Source organism: Micromonospora sp. NPDC048835, assembly GCF_040649995.1.
Lineage (GTDB): Bacteria > Actinomycetota > Actinomycetes > Mycobacteriales > Micromonosporaceae > Micromonospora.
In genome coordinates this window covers 11,648-28,638 of sequence record NZ_JBEZGM010000033.1, presented here as the reverse complement: position 1 = coordinate 28,638, position 16,991 = coordinate 11,648, and the positions used below count along the sequence as shown (strand labels likewise).

15 protein-coding genes and 1 tRNA gene are annotated in these 16,991 nt (G+C 69.1%); 10 read left to right on the top strand and 6 right to left on the bottom strand.

The genetic code is table 11. The features are described 5' to 3' along the window. Positions 1-14: 14 nt before the first annotated feature. The 7 genes from AB0C15_RS28295 (at position 15) to AB0C15_RS28265 (ending at position 6,388) form a co-directional block, all read left to right on the top strand. Positions 15-977 (top strand): segregation/condensation protein A, encoded by a 963-nt coding sequence (locus tag AB0C15_RS28295; RefSeq protein WP_357356952.1) that lies wholly within the window; start codon positions 15-17, stop codon positions 975-977. Next, on the top strand, positions 970-1,941 hold the full coding sequence (gene scpB / locus AB0C15_RS28290; protein WP_357356951.1) for an SMC-Scp complex subunit ScpB: 972 nt from the start codon (positions 970-972) through the stop codon (positions 1,939-1,941). The genes AB0C15_RS28295 and scpB overlap by 8 nt, the downstream gene beginning before the upstream one ends. After that, the gene (locus tag AB0C15_RS28285; protein ID WP_357356948.1) at positions 1,928-2,698 is read left to right on the top strand and encodes a pseudouridine synthase; all 771 of its coding nucleotides are present in this window, start codon (positions 1,928-1,930) and stop codon (positions 2,696-2,698) included. The genes scpB and AB0C15_RS28285 overlap by 14 nt, the downstream gene beginning before the upstream one ends. Positions 2,699-2,894: 196 nt before the next feature. Continuing rightward, complete coding sequence (gene cmk / locus AB0C15_RS28280; protein ID WP_357356946.1) at positions 2,895-3,575, top strand: (d)CMP kinase; 681 nt, start codon at positions 2,895-2,897, stop codon at positions 3,573-3,575. 49 nt (positions 3,576-3,624) lie between these two features. Then, a complete protein-coding gene (gene der, locus AB0C15_RS28275; RefSeq protein ID WP_357356944.1) occupies positions 3,625-5,025 on the top strand; it encodes a ribosome biogenesis GTPase Der in 1,401 nt (466 codons plus the stop codon). A 225-nt stretch (positions 5,026-5,250) separates the two neighbouring features. Next, positions 5,251-5,324, top strand: a tRNA-Pro gene (locus AB0C15_RS28270). 425 nt (positions 5,325-5,749) lie between these two features. Beyond that, complete coding sequence (locus tag AB0C15_RS28265) at positions 5,750-6,388, top strand: hypothetical protein (protein ID WP_357356941.1); 639 nt, start codon at positions 5,750-5,752, stop codon at positions 6,386-6,388. 73 nt (positions 6,389-6,461) lie between these two features. Here the strand turns inward: AB0C15_RS28265 and AB0C15_RS28260 are convergent, their stop codons facing one another. Genes AB0C15_RS28260 through AB0C15_RS28245 form a run of 4 tightly spaced genes read right to left on the bottom strand, consistent with a single transcriptional unit; the run spans position 6,462 to position 12,371 of the window. Then, on the bottom strand, positions 6,462-9,158 hold the full coding sequence (locus AB0C15_RS28260; RefSeq protein WP_357356939.1) for a bpX6 domain-containing protein: 2,697 nt from the start codon (positions 9,156-9,158) through the stop codon (positions 6,462-6,464). Then, complete coding sequence (locus AB0C15_RS28255) at positions 9,155-10,822, bottom strand: hypothetical protein (RefSeq protein ID WP_357356937.1); 1,668 nt, start codon at positions 10,820-10,822, stop codon at positions 9,155-9,157. Before AB0C15_RS28255 ends, AB0C15_RS28260 begins: the two co-directional genes overlap by 4 nt. Continuing rightward, entirely contained in the window at positions 10,819-11,229 is a 411-nt protein-coding gene (locus AB0C15_RS28250; protein WP_357356935.1) for a hypothetical protein, read from the bottom strand. Before AB0C15_RS28250 ends, AB0C15_RS28255 begins: the two co-directional genes overlap by 4 nt. Further along, a complete protein-coding gene (locus tag AB0C15_RS28245; protein WP_357356997.1) occupies positions 11,226-12,371 on the bottom strand; it encodes an AAA family ATPase in 1,146 nt (381 codons plus the stop codon). Before AB0C15_RS28245 ends, AB0C15_RS28250 begins: the two co-directional genes overlap by 4 nt. A gap of 683 nt (positions 12,372-13,054) precedes the next feature. On the opposite strand from AB0C15_RS28245, the gene AB0C15_RS28240 reads away from it, so the two are divergent. The 3 genes from AB0C15_RS28240 (at position 13,055) to AB0C15_RS28230 (ending at position 14,960) form a co-directional block, all read left to right on the top strand. Then, positions 13,055-13,342: a helix-turn-helix domain-containing protein gene (locus AB0C15_RS28240; protein ID WP_357356933.1), complete on the top strand. Its 288-nt coding sequence runs from the start codon at positions 13,055-13,057 to the stop codon at positions 13,340-13,342. 78 nt (positions 13,343-13,420) lie between these two features. Then, positions 13,421-13,987 (top strand): carboxymuconolactone decarboxylase family protein, encoded by a 567-nt coding sequence (locus tag AB0C15_RS28235; protein WP_357356931.1) that lies wholly within the window; start codon positions 13,421-13,423, stop codon positions 13,985-13,987. Between the two features lie 31 nt (positions 13,988-14,018). After that, a complete protein-coding gene (locus AB0C15_RS28230; RefSeq protein ID WP_357356995.1) occupies positions 14,019-14,960 on the top strand; it encodes a PhzF family phenazine biosynthesis isomerase in 942 nt (313 codons plus the stop codon). Positions 14,961-15,073: 113 nt separating this feature from the next. Here the strand turns inward: AB0C15_RS28230 and AB0C15_RS28225 are convergent, their stop codons facing one another. Together AB0C15_RS28225 and AB0C15_RS28220 are read right to left on the bottom strand one after the other, a co-directional pair. After that, positions 15,074-15,514 (bottom strand): hypothetical protein, encoded by a 441-nt coding sequence (locus AB0C15_RS28225; protein WP_357356929.1) that lies wholly within the window; start codon positions 15,512-15,514, stop codon positions 15,074-15,076. A gap of 384 nt (positions 15,515-15,898) precedes the next feature. Further along, on the bottom strand, positions 15,899-16,942 hold the full coding sequence (locus AB0C15_RS28220) for a PQQ-binding-like beta-propeller repeat protein (protein WP_357356927.1): 1,044 nt from the start codon (positions 16,940-16,942) through the stop codon (positions 15,899-15,901). Between the last annotated feature and the right edge of the window lie 49 nt (positions 16,943-16,991).

Below are 16,991 nucleotides of genomic sequence, written 5' to 3'. Positions count from 1 at the left end.
ACTACGGTCGTCCGGTGACCGCGCCACCCCTCGACCCGCCCGAGACCGCCGATCCGGCAGTGGTCGACGGTGCGCAGCCCGCCGAGCCGGCTGTCAGCGGCTTCACGGTGCGGTTGGCCAACTTCACCGGCCCGTTCGACCTGCTGCTGCAACTCATCGGCAAGCACAAGCTCGACGTCACCGAGGTGGCCCTGCACACGGTCACCGACGAGTTCATCGCCTACATCCGGGCGATGGGCGACGACTGGGACCTGGACGAGGCCAGCGAGTTCCTGCTCATCGCCGCGACCCTGCTCGACCTGAAGGCCGCCCGGCTGCTGCCCGCCGCCGACGTCGAGGACGAGGCCGACCTCGCCCTGCTGGAGGCCCGGGACCTGCTCTTCGCCCGGCTGTTGCAGTACAAGGCGTACAAGGAGGCGGCGGCGCACATCGCCGAACTGGAGGCCGTCGGCGGCCGACGCTATCCGCGCGCGGTCAGCCTGGAGGCCCGCTACGCCGAGGCGCTGCCCGACCTGGTGCTCGGCATCGGCCCCCAGCGGCTGCTGAAACTGGCCGTGAAGGCGATGACCCCGAAGCCGGTGCCGGAGGTCTCCGTCGCCCACGTGCACATGGTCCGGGTCAGCGTCCGGGAACACGCGGCGATCCTCAGCGCCCGGCTGCGCCGGGCCGGCACCGCCACGTTCTCGCTGCTCTGCGCCGACTGCGAGGCCACCCTTGAGGTGGTGGCCCGGTTCCTCGCGCTGCTGGAGCTGTACCGGGAGGGCCTGGTCTCGTTCGTGCAGGAGCAGGCCCTGGAGGAGCTGACCGTGCGCTGGACCGGCCCGACCGACGGCGACACCGAGCTGCACGTCGACGAGTACGCCGGCAGTCCGGCCGACCCGGAACCTGAGCCGTCGGGGTCTGCGCTTTCGGAGCCGGTGGGGGAGGCCGGCGGGTCGAACGGGACGGGTACGACGGAGGGTGAGCGGGATGAGTGAGCAGGAACGCCGGGACTCACTGGCCGAGCAGGCCGCCGCCTGGGTCCCCCCGTGGGACCGCCCCCGCCCACCTGCCGCCGACACCCCGACGCCGTCCGAGGAACCCGCCACGCCATCGGACGCCGAGGAGCAGCCAGGCTCGTTGGAGGCGGCTCCGGACGGCGTGAGTCGGGGTGCACGGGGCCCGGTCGAGGCGGCGTCGGAGGAGATCGGCTCGGCGGATTCGGACCTCGGAGGGGTGACGGAGAACACGCCGGGGCCGGTCCTCGCAGCGACGGTGGAGGACGCGCCGGGGCCGGACCGCGCGGCGGTGCCGGAGGGCACGGCGGGGGAGTCGGGGGGCGCTGGGGACGTACCCCGGCGGCAGTTGGCGGGGCGGCGGAGGGCGACGGCCGCGCCGGAGCCCGCGCCCGAGCTGGCCGACGCCGAGCTGCGCGGCGCGCTGGAGGCGATCCTGCTCGTCGTCGACGAGCCGGTCAGCGAGCTGGTGCTGGCCCAGGTGCTGGAGCAGCCGGCCGAGCGGGTCGGGCCGATGCTCGACGAGATCGCCGCCGGCTACACGGCCGCTGGGCACGGGTTCGAGCTGCGCCGGGCGGCCGGCGGGTGGCGGCTGTACACCAGGCCGGAATACGCTACCTACGTTGAGCGGTTCGTGCTGGACGGGCAGTCCGTGCGGCTGACCCAGGCGGCGCTGGAGACGCTCGCCGTGGTCGCCTACAAGCAGCCGGTGACCCGTTCGCGAATCTCAGCCATCCGGGGTGTGAACTGCGACGGGGTCATCCGTACCCTTGTCACCCGTGGCCTCGTCGAGGAGTGCGGCACCGAACAGGACAGCGGGGCGTTCCTCTACCGGACCACCACGTTGTTCCTGGAGAAGCTCGGGCTGAACACCGTCGACGAGCTGCCGCCCCTCGCACCCTTCCTGCCCGACGACGTAGAAGAGCTTGCTGATGCGACCCGATAACCGTTCCCCCAAATCCGACGCCCCCGTGTATGAGGGGGCTGAGCGCCTGCAGAAGGTGCTCGCCGCCGCCGGCGTCGGTTCCCGGCGCGCCTGCGAAGACCTGATCTTCCGCCGGCGGGTCACGGTGGACGGGCGGGTCGCCAAGCTCGGCGACAAGGTCGACCCGGCCACCGCCGTGATCCACGTGGACGGGGAGCGCCTCCAGGTCGACGTCCGCCTGGTCTACGTGGCGATGAACAAGCCGCGCGGGGTGGTCACCTCCATGGCGGACGACAAGGGACGAAACGAGCTTGCGGACTTCATCGGCGCCCGGCTGGAGCAGCGGGTCTACCACGTGGGGCGGCTCGACGCGGACAGCGAGGGGCTGCTGCTGCTCACCAACGACGGCACCCTCGCGCACAAGCTCATGCACCCCTCGTACCAGGTGCTGAAGACCTACCTCGCCGAGGTGGTCGGCCCGATTCCGCGCAACCTGAGCAAGCGGCTCCTCGCGGGCGTCGAGCTGGAGGACGGGCCGGTCAAGGTCGACTCGTTCAAGGTGGTGGACACCCTGGGTAAAAGCGCCCAGGTGGAGCTGAGCCTGCACGAGGGCCGCAAGCACATCGTCCGGCGGTTGATGGACGAGGTCGGGCACCCGGTCACCCGGCTGGTGCGTACCTCGATCGGTCCGATCCGGCTCGGTGAACTGCGCACCGGGCGGCTCCGGCGGTTGACCAACGCCGAGGTCGCCGCCCTGTTCAACGCGGTGGGTGACTGACCCCCGAGTTCGGGGTACGGCAGCCGGTAGGCTCCGCAACGGCCGAGACGCGGTCGTCCGGGTGGCGTGGGTCGCCTCCGGCGGTGTCGCGCGCGGGCCCGTCAGAGGGCCCGGGCATGATTGATGACGATTGACCAAACCGCTTGCGGCGCCGAATCACCGGGCGATCCGCGAGGTACGGGCTGAGGAGGACACGGTGGAGAAAAACGTACGGGCCGAGCGATGTGTGGTCGCTGTGGACGGGCCGTCCGGTTCGGGTAAGTCCACCGTGTCGCGGCGACTCGCCGTGAGCATCGGCGCGCGCTACCTGGACACCGGGGCGATGTACCGGGCGATCACGTGGGCCGTGCTGCGCTCCGGCGTGGACCTGACCGACGCCGCGTCGGTGGCCAAGGTCGCCGGCGAGGTCAAGCTGCACATCGGCACCCACCCGCAGGGGTACGCCGTGACCGTCGACGGTGTGGGCGTGGACGCGGACATCCGGGGCCCGGAGGTGACCGGAGCCGTGTCCGCGGTCGCCGCCGTGCCCGCCGTTCGCGAGCTGCTCGTCACCCGCCAGCGCGAGATGATCGCCAACGCTGGGCGGATGGTGGTCGAGGGGCGCGACATCGGCTCGGTCGTGGCGCCGGACGCCGACCTGAAGGTCTTCCTGACCGCCTCCGAGGCGGCCCGTGCGGCCCGGCGCAGCGCCGAGGACTCCGCCGACGTCGCGGCCACCGCCGCCGACCTGGCCCGGCGGGACCGTCTCGACTCGACCCGCAAGGTCAACCCGCTGGCCCAGGCGCCCGACGCGGTGGTGCTGGACACCACCGAGCTGGGCATCGACGAGGTCGTGGCGCGGCTGCGCGAGCTGCTCACCGAGCGGGGCGTGGCATGAGTGTCGCGGTTGTGCCTCATGGCGCTCCGGAGCGAAGCGGAGGAGCGGCATGAGCGAGGGTTCTTGGGTCGAGTTGCGGGAGCCGGACCTCGCCGTCGAGGAACCGACCGGCCCGCAGCCGGTGGTGGCCGTCGTCGGTCGCCCCAACGTGGGTAAGTCGACGCTGGTCAACCGGATCATCGGCCGCCGGCAGGCGGTCGTCGAGGACGTCCCTGGCGTGACCCGCGACCGGGTTCCGTACGACGCGCAGTGGAACGGCCGGGCGTTCACCGTGGTGGACACCGGCGGCTGGGAGCCGGACGCGAAGGACCGGGCCGCGGCCATCGCGGCGCAGGCCGAGACGGCGGTCGTCACCGCCGACGTGGTGCTCTTCGTGGTCGACGCAATGGTGGGCTCCACCGACGTGGACGAGGCCGCGGTGAAGATGCTGCGGCGCAGCGCCAAGCCGGTGATCCTGGTGGCGAACAAGGCCGACAACAACTCCATCGAGATGGAGGCCACCTCGCTGTGGTCGCTCGGTCTCGGTGAGCCGTTCCCGGTGTCCGCGCTGCACGGGCGCGGCTCCGGCGACCTGCTGGACGCCATCCTCGCCGCGCTGCCGGAGGCGCCGGCGATCGTGGAGAACCGTCCGCGTGGACCGCGCCGGGTGGCGCTTGTCGGACGGCCGAACGTCGGCAAGTCCAGCCTGCTCAACCGGTTCTCCGGTGAGGAGCGGGCGGTCGTCGACTCGGTGGCGGGCACCACTGTGGACCCGGTGGACAGCCTGGTCGAGATCGGCGGCCAGACCTGGCAGCTCGTCGACACGGCCGGGCTGCGTAAGCGGGTCGGCAAGGCCAGCGGCACCGAGTACTACGCCAGCCTGCGGACCGCCGGCGCGATCGAGGCCGCCGAGGTGGCCGTGGTGCTGCTGGACTCCAGCGAACCGATCAGCGAGCAGGACCAGCGGATCCTGTCGATGGTGACCGAGTCGGGTCGGGCGCTGGTCATCGCGTTCAACAAGTGGGACCTGGTCGACGCCGACCGGCGGTACTACCTGGACAAGGAGATCGACCGGGAACTGCGCCGCATCCCCTGGGCGATCCGACTGAACCTGTCGGCGATGACCGGCCGTGCCGTGGACAAGCTCGCTCCGGCCCTGAACAAGGCGCTGGCCAGCTGGGAAACCCGGGTTCCGACCGCGCACCTCAACCAGTGGCTCACCGCGTTGGTGCAGGCCACCCCCCACCCCGTGCGAGGTGGGCGGGCGCCGCGGATCCTGTTCGCGACGCAGGCCGGTGTGGCGCCGCCGCGGTTCGTGCTCTTCACCACCGGCCCGCTGGACGCCGGGTACCAGCGCTTCGTCGAGCGCAAGCTCCGCGAGGAATTCGGGTACGAGGGCAGCCCCATCGAGATCTCGGTCCGCCCGCGTAAGAAGCTCGGCCCCGGCGGCCGAGGTAAGGCGCACGGCTGACGGTTCTGCCGTTCTGCCGTTCTGCCGTTCTGCCGTTCTGCTCCGCGAATGCCGGATGGGTGAACCTGCCCATCCGGCATTCGTCCATCCAACCCCACCCTCCTAGGACGCTCTAGGGGTTGTGCGGTGGTTCGGTCCAGTCGCGGTGGCGGTGGGGCCTGTGCGGACGACCCGGAGCTGCTGCGCTAAGCTGTACCGGCTGCCGCGGGGGAAACCACGCGGAGGCGGGACGTGGCGCAGCTTGGTAGCGCACTTGACTGGGGGTCAAGGGGTCGTCGGTTCGAATCCGGCCGTCCCGACCGATTGACCTGGGGAGATGAAGATCTTCTCAGGTAACGGCGGTAACATCCTGTAACGGATGATCATTGTTGGCGGTAACCACGGGGGTGGTTGGCCGTCGGTGTGCGCCCTGTAGAACGCTCTGACCTGCCGCTTCATCTGCGTTCTGGATGGAGCGGCATTTTGGTTCTTGATTCGGCGTCAAGCGCTGCAGATGTTGCCACCTGTCTAGCTAGGTCGGGCGGTCCCAGGAGCCCCTGGCGCAGCAGGATCTCCGGTTGGCCCGGCTCCTGGCCTCAGTAAGGCGACGGTCGCAGGTGCCGATGCCCTGTCCTGTGGATGACGTGAAGGCGTGGCCTGGTCGCGTGCTCGCGGCTCTCGGCTCAAGTCACCACCTCGTCCGTGCCGCTGCAAGAGCCATCACGTCGCGTGCCACGATTCCCGGATGACGTCAGGACCAGAGCCGGCCACCCCGATTGCGGTCCGGGTAGCCGACCGATTGAACGACCGGCTGGAAGCAGGTGGATGGCGGCGTCATCGTTTCGTGCCCGATGATGAGGTTGCCTTTGTGCGTAAGCCCTTCAACGGGTTTGTCTTCCACTTCGGAGTCAACCTCGCAGGACGCCACATTGTCTCGCTCGACTCCACCGCAGGCGTCGAACACGTCGCCGCTGCGGAGTTGCAGAGGTGCCTCTATGGTCGAAGGGGCACTGTGTGCCAGGTGGGCGCAAGCATGATCGATTTGATCCGCGGCCAGGAGCCAACGAACGTCGCGCCGTCTCGCTGGTGGGTCGCGTCGCCTGAGCAGGTAGACGAGGCCGTTGCCCAGCTGGTTGCTGACTTGTGGTCTTACGGTGAGCCGTTCTTGGCCAGGCATCAGACGTTGTCGGCCGTGGTTGACACGCTGCTCGGACAGCCTAAGTCACAGGTCGAGTACGGCACTTTGGCTGTCTGCCTGGCAATGTTGGGCGACCTGCCCAAGGCCCGCGCCATGCTTGCGCAGTTTGGTGCGGCACGCCAGGTGTTCGCGGGGGGTCCAACCGAGACGTTTATCCACAACTTCACCCAGCGGTTCGGCATCTAGAGGGCTCGCCCCGATCGTGGAAGCGCGATGGTCGCAGCGAACAGGACGAGCCTGGCCCGGTGAAGTTTTCCGCCTAGAGACGGGTCCGCAGGCTAGCGACGGCCTGGCAAAGCGTGAGGTCGATGACGACCAACCTGCCGTTCGGCTCCCACACTGTGAGGGTGTTAGCGTGGCGTCGAATACCGATCGCGCCGACAATTGGCGGAAAGACGACGCGTAGATTGCCGTCGACGACTTCCACAGCGGTGTGGTCTGGACGGTCGATGCGTAGAGCGGACGTCTCGCCGCTGGCCAACGGAGTCGGCTTCGTATCCACGGTCCGGGCCTCTGATCCGTGCCCAACCACGTGGTAGGTGTCGGTGTGCTCGTCGTGGCTGGTGGTCGTCAGCGTCGAGGACGCGAGCAGCGCGACGCTGGCGAGGTCGTCGAGGTGGACCGTTCGGCGCGTCCGCAGCATGAGTGAGGGTAAGTCCCAGCGCCACACCTCGGTGCGGGCTGCGCCGGAGCCCAGTTGATGGTTGACCCGGACCAGTGCGGCGAGGCTGGTCGGGCTCCGGGCGATGTCGATAACCGCGCTGGTGGGGTCCAGTTCACGCCAGGTGATGCGGGGGGTGGCGGCGGTCAGGTCGATGAATACGATGCCGTCGTCATCGACCACGGTGAGCAACGCACCGTCGTAGCTGGGCAGCACGTGGTGCGCGGTGATGACGACGGGCGGCCGCAGCCGGCGCGTGCTCAGGTTCAGGCTGCGGATTTCGCAGGCGGGACCGCGCCGCGCTACGAGCAGGACATTGGCACCGTGGTCGGCGACGACAAGCTGGTGTGCAGGCGTGTCCCAGCTGGCGCGGGTCCGTCCATCCAGGCCGATCAGGCGTACACCGAATTCGCCGTGTGCGGTCAGGATGGTGCGGCCGGAGAGCAGGACCGCGTCATGGATCGGTAGTTGTCCGGCCTCGTCGGTCGACGTGATGTCAATCTGGGTGCCCGGGGCGGGCGCTCGTCCGGCCGGCAGCGGTGGCAGGTCGGCGGCGGCCAGTCGGTCAGCCCGGGGCCGGAGCCTGCCGGCGATCCGCCTGCGCTCGTCGGCATCTCCGAGGGGATCACCTCCCGCAATGCGGACCATGAGACGCAGCGCGGTGGTGCAAAGCCGGCGGTCCTGTGCCTTGTCGGCGCAGTGCAGCTCGGACAGTGCCACCAGGAAGCCGCGTTGGGCCGGCGCCAATTCCTGGTCACGACCGTCGAGCAGCGTGATTGCGGTGGTCACCGTGTCGGTGCTCGGGCGCCAGGTTACGAGGTGTGCGAACAGGTACCCCGCAGTGTGGCCGCTGAGCGTCATGCCGGCCTGGAGGTTCGTCACCACGAGCGGGCGCAGCTCGGTGTCCGGCCATGCCGCGTCAATGGCACCGACATGATCGTCGGCGGCCTGTCGTGCGCGCACCCACTCGGCCCGCAACTGTCGGGCAGCCACTGCGTCGACCCGGGCCAGTCGCTCGACAGCTCCGGCAAATGCGCCCCGTGACCGCGCAACGTGCAGCGCACGGTCACGCTCGCCGGCCCGCCACCACAGTCTTACCGCCAGGTCCGGATCGAGCTCACGTCCCTCGGCGAGGGTGGCGGCAAGGCGGTACTGGTGGTGTCGCTCCAGCAGTGCGACGGCCTCGCCGGGTAGACCAAGCAGGTCTGCGAGGACGAAAGCGGATTCCTCGACGCGTCCGGCGCGGTCGAGCTCGGTGGCCGCCTGCCGGTAGAGCGTCCGCAGGTGTTGCTCGGCCCCGAAGCCGAGCGGGACCCTCGACCCGTTCTCGAGCTGGGCGTGCGGCACGAGTTCCCCGGTGCGTGGTCGGGGAAGCCGAAGTGTCGGGGGCCCATTAGAACCACCGACAGCGATCGCCTCACGCAGCGCCTTGTCCCAGTCGCGGCGCTCGAATGCGGCGTCGAGCCGCCGTAGGTAACGCTGCTGCGCGCTGATAGCCAGCCAGGCGGCCCGGCTGGTCAGCACGAGCCGAGCGAGCAGCGTGTTCCACCAGCCACCCGACGACGTGCCGCGACCAGTCTGCGTTGGGCTGTTGTCCGCCGCAGCGGCGTCGCCTGAAGCGATCACCTTGCTGAGGCCGTACAGCAGGCCCGCGCCGACGCCAATAACCAGCATCCGGAGCGGCGCCGCGACGAGCGCGGCAAGGCCAAACACGAAAACGACCGCGCCGACCGCAGCGAGCTTCCCGGAAGCAGTGGGAGAGAGCCGCATCCGACGGTTCGGACGGGTCGACGCGGCCAGCAGCCGGCGGATCCGCCGCGGCGGCGGCGCGACACCGGCCACCGCGCGCAGGCCAGGCGCGGGTGGAAGCGGCTCCCAGGGCGACGGCGCCACCGCCGCGACAACCGGGCCGTCCAAAGCCGCGAGCGGCTCGATCCGCAAAGCGGTCAGGTCGGTCCAGGAATCCCGGTCGACGCGGGTCAGCGCCGCCCGGCTGACCCACGTTGTCGCACCGGCGCGCGGGATCAGCACGTCGCCGGGCGCGGCGCCCTCGACGGGTGTGCCGCTGAGGTGTAAGACGCCGCCGCTGTCGACGAGAACGAGGCCAGGAGCCAGTTCCGCGCGCACCTCAACCGTCTGGTCGAACTCCAGCAGCCACGCCCCGCCGGGTAGCTCGAACAGTGCGGCTGCGGGCTGCCAGGCCTCGACGACCCGACGGCGCGCCTCGGCCTCCCCGATCAGGCAGACGTCGATCAGGAGTGCGCGGGCCGGGAGCCGGCCGCGGAACGAACTCATCCGGTGCTCCGGACGGTACGCAGGATGTGGTTCGTGGCGAGATCGACGACGTCGATCAGCCCTTCCGGGCGTGGCACCGCCAGCCATGGCTCGGTCGGATGCAGGGCCGGCTCGGCGATACCACCCGACCAGCGAGTAAGGGTCTGGGTTCGAGCCGGCGAGACCAGACGGACGATCAGTCCGCCGCTCGACAGGGTCACCAGCTGCGGACCGTCGATGTCGACCAAGCCGATCACCGTTGCCTCCTTCGTGACTGTCACGTCGCCGACGAGACCGGCCGCAGCGTGGATGCGCCAGGTGGTGCCGCCCAACGACCAGGCCGTCCTCGTCCCGGCTCCGAGGACGACCTGAGCATCAGCGGGAATCCGCGCCCCACCAGCCACGCCCGTGACCCCGATATGGGTGCCGGCCCGCCAGGCCAAGCGCGGGTCATCCATCTGCCTGCCGGGGGCAACCGTCACGTACGACGACAGCTGGTGGCTGCCCTCGGTGGACAGACTCCACCAGTTGCCACCGAGCTGGCAGAGCAGGACACCCCCCTGGAAATAGAGTGGCGACAGGGCCCCTTCCGTGGCTGCCTCGACCTCGCTGACCGTCATGCCAATCGCGGCCAGTGGTACCGAGAGCTCCTGCAGTCGGCCCAGCGTCTTACCAGTCACGACCGCCCGTAGCGTCTCGTCGACGCAGGTCAGGACCACGAGCCGGCGACCCAACCAGGAGGCTGCCAGCGCCGGACCGGGCAGCTGGTGTCGTCGCGGTCGCCCGGTCGGCACCCGGACCGAGAGGACTTCAGCAGGGCCGTCGCCACGGGCGATCAGGTACGGCGCCGCGCTCGGGAACATCGGCTTCCGCAGGGGACCGGTGCCAGCGCTGACACCGACGGAGGCGTCACGGAAGCCGGTGCCGCGCAGGACCCGCAGGGCGACCTCACCGCGAGGCAACGGGAGATCGAGATGCCGCTCACCGACGACGACTCGTACAACGGTCGCTCCGTCGACACCCCATTCCTGCTCGTTACTTACCAGCACCCGGCTCCTGTCGGGCAGGTGACTGGCCAGTCGCGGCCCGGTCAGCAGCCAGGCCTGATCGGCCGCATCCAGCTGCTCCCTCCACTCCCTCACGGTCGTCGGGGTCGGTTCGGCAGCTTTGCGGGCGACCAGCCAACCGGCGAGCTGTTTACTCAGTTCACCGCCCCGCCAGCTGCCCGGCCGTTCACCCAGCACTCCGACCACCATTGACCGTCCCTGGCCGGCGGCCCGGCGATGCAGAGCGATGAGCGCAGCGAGCTGGACCAGCCGGGCGGCACCAAGCTGCCCTGGGCCGGTGTCGACGAGGACGGCTACCCGTCCACGCAGCGCGGCCGATCGATTGGCCGGTGCCAGGTACAGAAGCTCCCCGCCGGCGGCGCGGCGAATGAACTCGTCCGGTAGCTCCTGCATCAACAGCAACTGCGACGGGAGCAGCCGCTCGATGGTGCCACGGGCCGCCAGGCCGTCGTACCCGTCTGGCTGGCCGTCTTCCGTCGAGCCGCCCTCCGTCACGGCAAACAGGTCATTGATCTGTCGTACCAACGGGCCCATGGCAAGTGCCACATCGATGGTCAATGCGGACAGCGCCGACGCCCAGGGAACCAGCGCTGCCGGGAGAGCCAAGCGGTCGGTCATGAGGGTGCCAGCCGTGCGGGGTCGAGTGGTTCCCGCGGCAGCGGGCCAGCCAGGACCAGTCCGGGCAACAATGCGATCAGTCCGGTCTGCTGGTTGGTGAGGTGGCGCAGAGGCTCGCGCAACAGATCCGCGCACGGCCACGGCTGGGCGAGCGTCGGTACCAGCACACCATCGTCCCAGCCGAGGTAGATCGCGCCGTCAGCCCACGGAAGCTCTGCCCGATCGCCAAGCACGATCAACCAGCCCTGTTCCCGGCCGGCGCAGGCACGTAGGTGGGCGCCTGCAGTTACCCGCATCAGCGCGTCCGCGCGCAACTCCGCCACCACCGCACCCGACGCTGCCACAGCCGCAGCGGGCAACGGGGTGTCGCGCCCACGCCATTGCAGGGACAGGTGAGGCGCGCTCATCGCCGGATCGCGGCGACTAGGAGGCCGCGCATTTCCTGCAGCGCCTGCGGGGCATCGGCCAGGACGAACCCCGCGTCGATCTCCCGTAGCGTCGCTTCGTAGCGCAGCCGGCCGTCGTGCGTCAGCGGCCCGGTGCCCAGCTCGTCGAGCAGGCGTCGGCCAGTCTCGACCAGCCGGGCTGCACGGGCCTGCGGGCCCCGGGCGAACTCCTCCGCCGCGTACACCAGACTGGCGTTTCGTCCCTGCGCCACCAGGTCTGACAGTGCCTCCAGGGCCGAGGCTTGAGCGTCGAGTGTCGGCGCGATCAGCGGAAGCACCCAGAGGTCGTCGGCAGTCGCCGCACCGCGCCCGTCCAGGGTCGCCGCAGCGGCCACCAGGCGCTGCGAACGCACCACCCGGCGGTCACTGAGCGGTACGCCGGCTTGGCGCATCTGACGGATCGCGGACGCCAGCGGGCCGTGCACACCCGTAAGGTCACATTCACGAGCCGCCTGAGAAAGCCGATCCAATGCCGGCAGCATTGATCCCGTCAGATCGGGCCGCCGAGAATCCACGTTCCACCCCACCTCCAGCAGCTCGTCGAGTCGCGCGTCCGGGACCGGATTGACGAAGACGCGAGCCAGAAACCGGTCCGCGAACGCGGCGAGAGCGGGGTCATCAGGCAGGCTGTTTGCGGCGCCCACGCAGACACGCAGCGGGCACGACAGGACACTTGATCCGCGCCGAAACACTCGTTCGTTCAGAATCCCCAGCAGTGTATTGAGGACCGCCGTCGAACCGAGGAAGACCTCGTCGAGGAACGCCACCTCCGCCTCGGGCAGCATGCCCGAGGTCTCGAACTCCACCGACCCCTCACGTAACCGGCGGAGGTCGACAGGGCCGAAAATCTCGTTCGGCTCGGTGAACCGTCCCAGCAGGTACTCGAAGTACCGGCCGCCGAGCTGGTCAGCCGTTCGCCGTACGGCCTCAGACTTGGCGGTGCCCGGTGCGCCGATGACGAGCACATGCTCGCCGGCGACGGCACAGAGCACGACAACCTCGGCGACCAGCTCCCGGTCGACAAGACCGGTTTGTGCCCGCGTGATGGCTTCGCGAAGGACGATGGCGTCCGTCGACAAGGGGGCCGGCTGCATGGAGATCATTTGCACCGGCGAAGTCTACGAAATCAGAGCCTTCACTGAGTACCACAACCTTTGCCAGATGCGGTGCGACGATGCGCTCCGGTCGGCGTTCCCAGATGTGCCGCGCACGCGCTGGGCAGGGAGTCCTGCAGAACCGGGCTGGGGTGGTGACGGTCTGCCTGGCTGCGTCTTCGCGACGAAACTACCCGAACCTGGCGGCACCAATGGTCCTTGACTTCTCGCGGTAACGGGAACGGTAACGACGAGAGTGTGTGGGTGGCGACGTTCCCAACACCGGGTGGCAGGGGCCGTCATGGGGAGATGTCGCTCTGTCCGAATTAGGGGACGTATAAATAGATTCCGGCATGCCGTGACAGAATCGTTGCAAAACTGGGGGTCAAGGGGTCGTCGGTTCGAATCCGGCCGTCCCGACAGGCAGAAAGCCCTGACCAGCGGAAACGCTGGTCAGGGCTTTAGTTTGTCTATGGGGTTTTGGGCCGCCCCCCGAAAACCCCTCATTTACCGGGGTCGGTGACCAGGTTCGTCCCTGAGCATCGTTGGGCAATGCGGGTGTGGGACATCGCCCGTGGTCGGTGCCGAGTCGCTCGAGGTTGTCCGAGACGTCCGTGGCTTGGGCGTCGCAGGCGATGGCGGCACCCAAGCCGGGCCGGCCGGTACGCGGATCGAGTACCGGGCGGCCCCTCATGGCGGCCCTCGACCTCTTCGGCCGCCGCTGGAATCTGCGCATCGTCTGGGAGCTGCAGCACGGACCGGTCGGGTTCCGCGCGTTGCAGCAGCGCTGCGACAACATGTCTTCCAGTGTCCTGCGGCAACGGCTGACCGAACTCCTTGACGCCCACCTCGTCGCCCAGCAGCCGGACGCGGCCTACACGCTCACCGGTCTGGGCCGTGGCGCCTACCAGGCATTGCGTCCGCTTGTTCGCTGGTCCGAAGCGTGGGCCGCAGCACTGAGCGAGGACGGCGAGAGCTGAACCGCGAAGCATCACCCCTGGCGCTTCGGAAATCGAATCGCTACCGTGCTTCTGAATCCGAAGCTTTGGAGGGTGGCCATGGCTCGCATCTCGACGCTCGAACCGCCGTTCGCGCCGGACGTGGCGGCACAACTCGCCACGATGATGCCGGTCGGGATGCCTCCCATCGGCCTGTTCCGGACGTTCGCCAAGAATCTGCCGATGACCACCGCGATGAGCAACTGGGGCAGGTACGAACTCGGCCGTGACCTGACCCTGACACTCCGCGAGCGGGAAATTGTCATCCTGCGCACCTGCGCGCGCTGCGGCTGCGAATACGAGTGGGGCGTCCACGTGATGGTCTTCGCCGACCGGGCCGGACTCACGCCGGCCGAGGTCACCTCGCTCACCTGCGGTTCCCCTGACGATCCGAGCTGGACGGCCGGCCGCGAAGCCACACTCATCCGGATGGTGGATGCCCTGCACGACTCGTCCGACGTCGACGACGAACTGTGGCGATGCGCGCAGGAACTGCTCGACGAGCGGCAACTGCTCGACGTGCTCCTCCTGTGCGGGTGGTACCACGCGATCTGCTTCGCCGCCCGCACCGCACGCGTCGACCTCGAGCGCGGCGCTCCCCGCTTCGCCGACATCACGGCCGCCTGATGGCTGGCCCACCTATGGCAGTGGTGAACGCCTGCACCCGCGACGGTCAAGGCGGCAGCCCCACCGCGGTCGTGATCGACGACGCTACCCTCACGACGACGACCGACATGCCATCACCTGTAGGACCGCCACCTCCCACACCGCGTTCATCGACACCAGCACAGCGGACACGCTCACGGTGCGCTTCTTCACCAGCGCCGGGGAACTCACGAACTGCGGCCATGGCACGATCGCCGCGCAAGCCGTCCTGCTTCACCGCAGCGGCGCAACCGAGCACCACGGGCGCCAGCGCACCGCAGGCCGCACCTTCGCCACGACCGCCATCCGCCGTCGCGGCGGTGGCGAAGTCTGGTTCGACCAAGGCGTCATCGCCCTGGCGGACCACGCCGACGCCACCGGCGGTGGCATCATCGCGGCCCTCGGCCTGCAACGAACGGACATCGCCGCCGACGTTCGGGTCGCTTCGCCCGGCACGCCACGACTTCTCGTCCCCGTTCGAGATCATCGGACGCTGCTGTCCATGCAGCCCGACTTCGATCGGCTGGCAACCGAGTGCCGCAGACTCGGGTACCTCGGCTGCTTCACCTACGCACTCTCGCCGACCGCAAGGACGGCCACAGCCCGCATGTTCGCCCCCGCGATCGACGTCAACGAGGAAATCGCGAACGCCAACAGCGTCGGCTGCCTCGCCGCCCACCTACTCGACACGTCGAGCAACAGCGAAATCGAAGTCCACCAGGGTGCGGCGCCCCGCAGACCGTCATCGATGTCCGCCAGCGCGACACACACCGGATCCGGCATCGTCGCCAGAATCAGCGGAGCGGTCGACCTCGGTCCGCCCATCGTTCCCAGCTATAACATCAAGCCCTTCACGGTGATGATCGGATGCACGGTCATCGGCACGACCGGAGGCTGGACGCCGGGGGCGGTCGCCGTCTGTGGCGCCGGCTCGGCGGCAGATGTGCGCGTCTGACCAGGGCGATAGAGACAGCCCTCCACTGGAATTGCCGACGACGCTTCGCTCGCCACACACCTGCTCTGGCTTGGGGCTGCCCCGGCAGATGGAACGGCCGGAAAGAGTACGGCTCAGACTAGATCGCGCCAGAACTCGACGCTCGCCGTCGGCTCCCACGGGGTTTCGCCTGGGCCCACTCGACCGAACTCCCGGCCGATGTAGTCGGCCAGATCCAACCCGTAGTAGATGATGTCGGTCTGCCACATCGAAAGCACCGGGTGGCCGAAGGCCCTCGGGTCACCAGGGAGATACCGGTGCCCGTACACGGGCACCATTTTCGGAACCTGCGCCAGCATGCGCGTCGCTGTCGCCAATGCCGCTGCGGTGCCGCTTGGACGTGAACCCCAGCCGTCGTACCAGAAGCCGTTGTTCTCGACGTCGAACAGCACTCCTTCGCTGGGCCAGTCCAGCAGGCTGCGCAGCTGGTCGCGGTCCCCGTTGCGCCAGTCGGGCCACGGCTGCGGGTGGGTGTCGATCACGCCCGGCTCGCGTGGCTCGGACCGGGCGTTCACCGGCAGTCCTGCGGACAGAAAGGCCCGGTGGTCGACGGCAAGCCGGAACCCGAATTCTTGCTCGATCCGGTCAAGTTCGGAGTCGGTGAGTCCGGGGTCGATCGCACAGACGGACCTGAGCCGTAGCCGCCGCATCGCTTCCTGACCGAGACGGCGGCCATCCTCACCCTGTTGATCAACCCCTGCCACCACGACGCGAGACTCTACCTCGTCAACGCGTCACCGATCCGCGCCCTCGTCATCGCACCGAGGCACTTACGTCAGCACGACCGGGCGTTCAACCGATCGCCCTCGTCAAGGAGCCTGGCGCCGCGTCAGCGGCAGAGGCGGATGCCACCGGCTCCCTGCATTTCCACGCCGCAGCGCAGCACCCGATCCGGGCCCTCAGGTCAGGCCACTTATGGAGGCCGAGATGTCGACCGTGGTGAGGTGGCCTTTGCCCATGGCGTGTACCAGGGATCGACTGTCGGGAAGTAGCCGGTCGATGCGTGCGGGAAGTCGCACGCGGGCGGCGATTTCCCCGATCCGGTTCACTGCAACGAGTTGGTTGCCGGACCGGGCGAAGAGGACACCTCCGGGGACGGGGACACCACCGCAGGTGGCACTGTACGGGAGGTCCATCACCTCCGTACGGGCACCGCGGTCGAGATCGATGATCGTAACGCCGGAGTCGTCGGCCAGCCACAGCGTCCGACCGGTGAGGATCGGTGGCAGCAGTGGCAGGTCACGGTCGTGCCGCCACAGGAGCTCCACGCCGCTACCGGGGTACAGGGCCATGACGGTGCGCCTGCCGCTGAGAAAGACGACGCGGCCGTCTTCGCCGACACTGAAGGCGATGCCCGAGTCGCGAAAGCGCACCGGCTCCGGCAGCGACCACTCACCCCTGGTAACACCGGTCCGAGCGTCCAGCAGCAGCAGTGCCGCCTGGTCGGCAGTCGCGACGAGGATCGCATCGGCCGCGGAGCCGCGCTCCGGGTCCAACCGCACGGGCAACGGCCAGGCCAAGCTGCTGCCTGGCGCGGGCGCCGGAAACTGGCCCGGCAGAGGTTGGCCGTTCGTTAGATCGAGCCGCAGCAGTTGGCGGTAGCCGCGCCACCCGCCTAGGAAGACGATGGATCCAGTGACACTGATGTAGCGGTGCAAGCCCAGGTTCGGCGTCGACCACATTCGCTGCCCGTTGTGGATGTCGAAGCAATGCACGACACCGGCCTGACTCAGATAGAGACAGCGTTCCCCCGCGCAGACGGTAGTGCCCCAGCAGTCTTCAACGCCCCGTTCCCATAACGGCACCCCGGTCTCGGGGTCCAGTCGAACCAGACGCGAGTGCCGCTCCGCCACGACAAGGACGCCGAGCGCCGTCGCCAACGTCGACTCGTTCGAGCGCAGGTGCAGAAGCCGTGACCACAGCACCTTCAACGAGTGGTCCACAAGCCCAGTGTCGCGCACCAGTTCCGAGGCCGCTCGCTGTGGACACTCA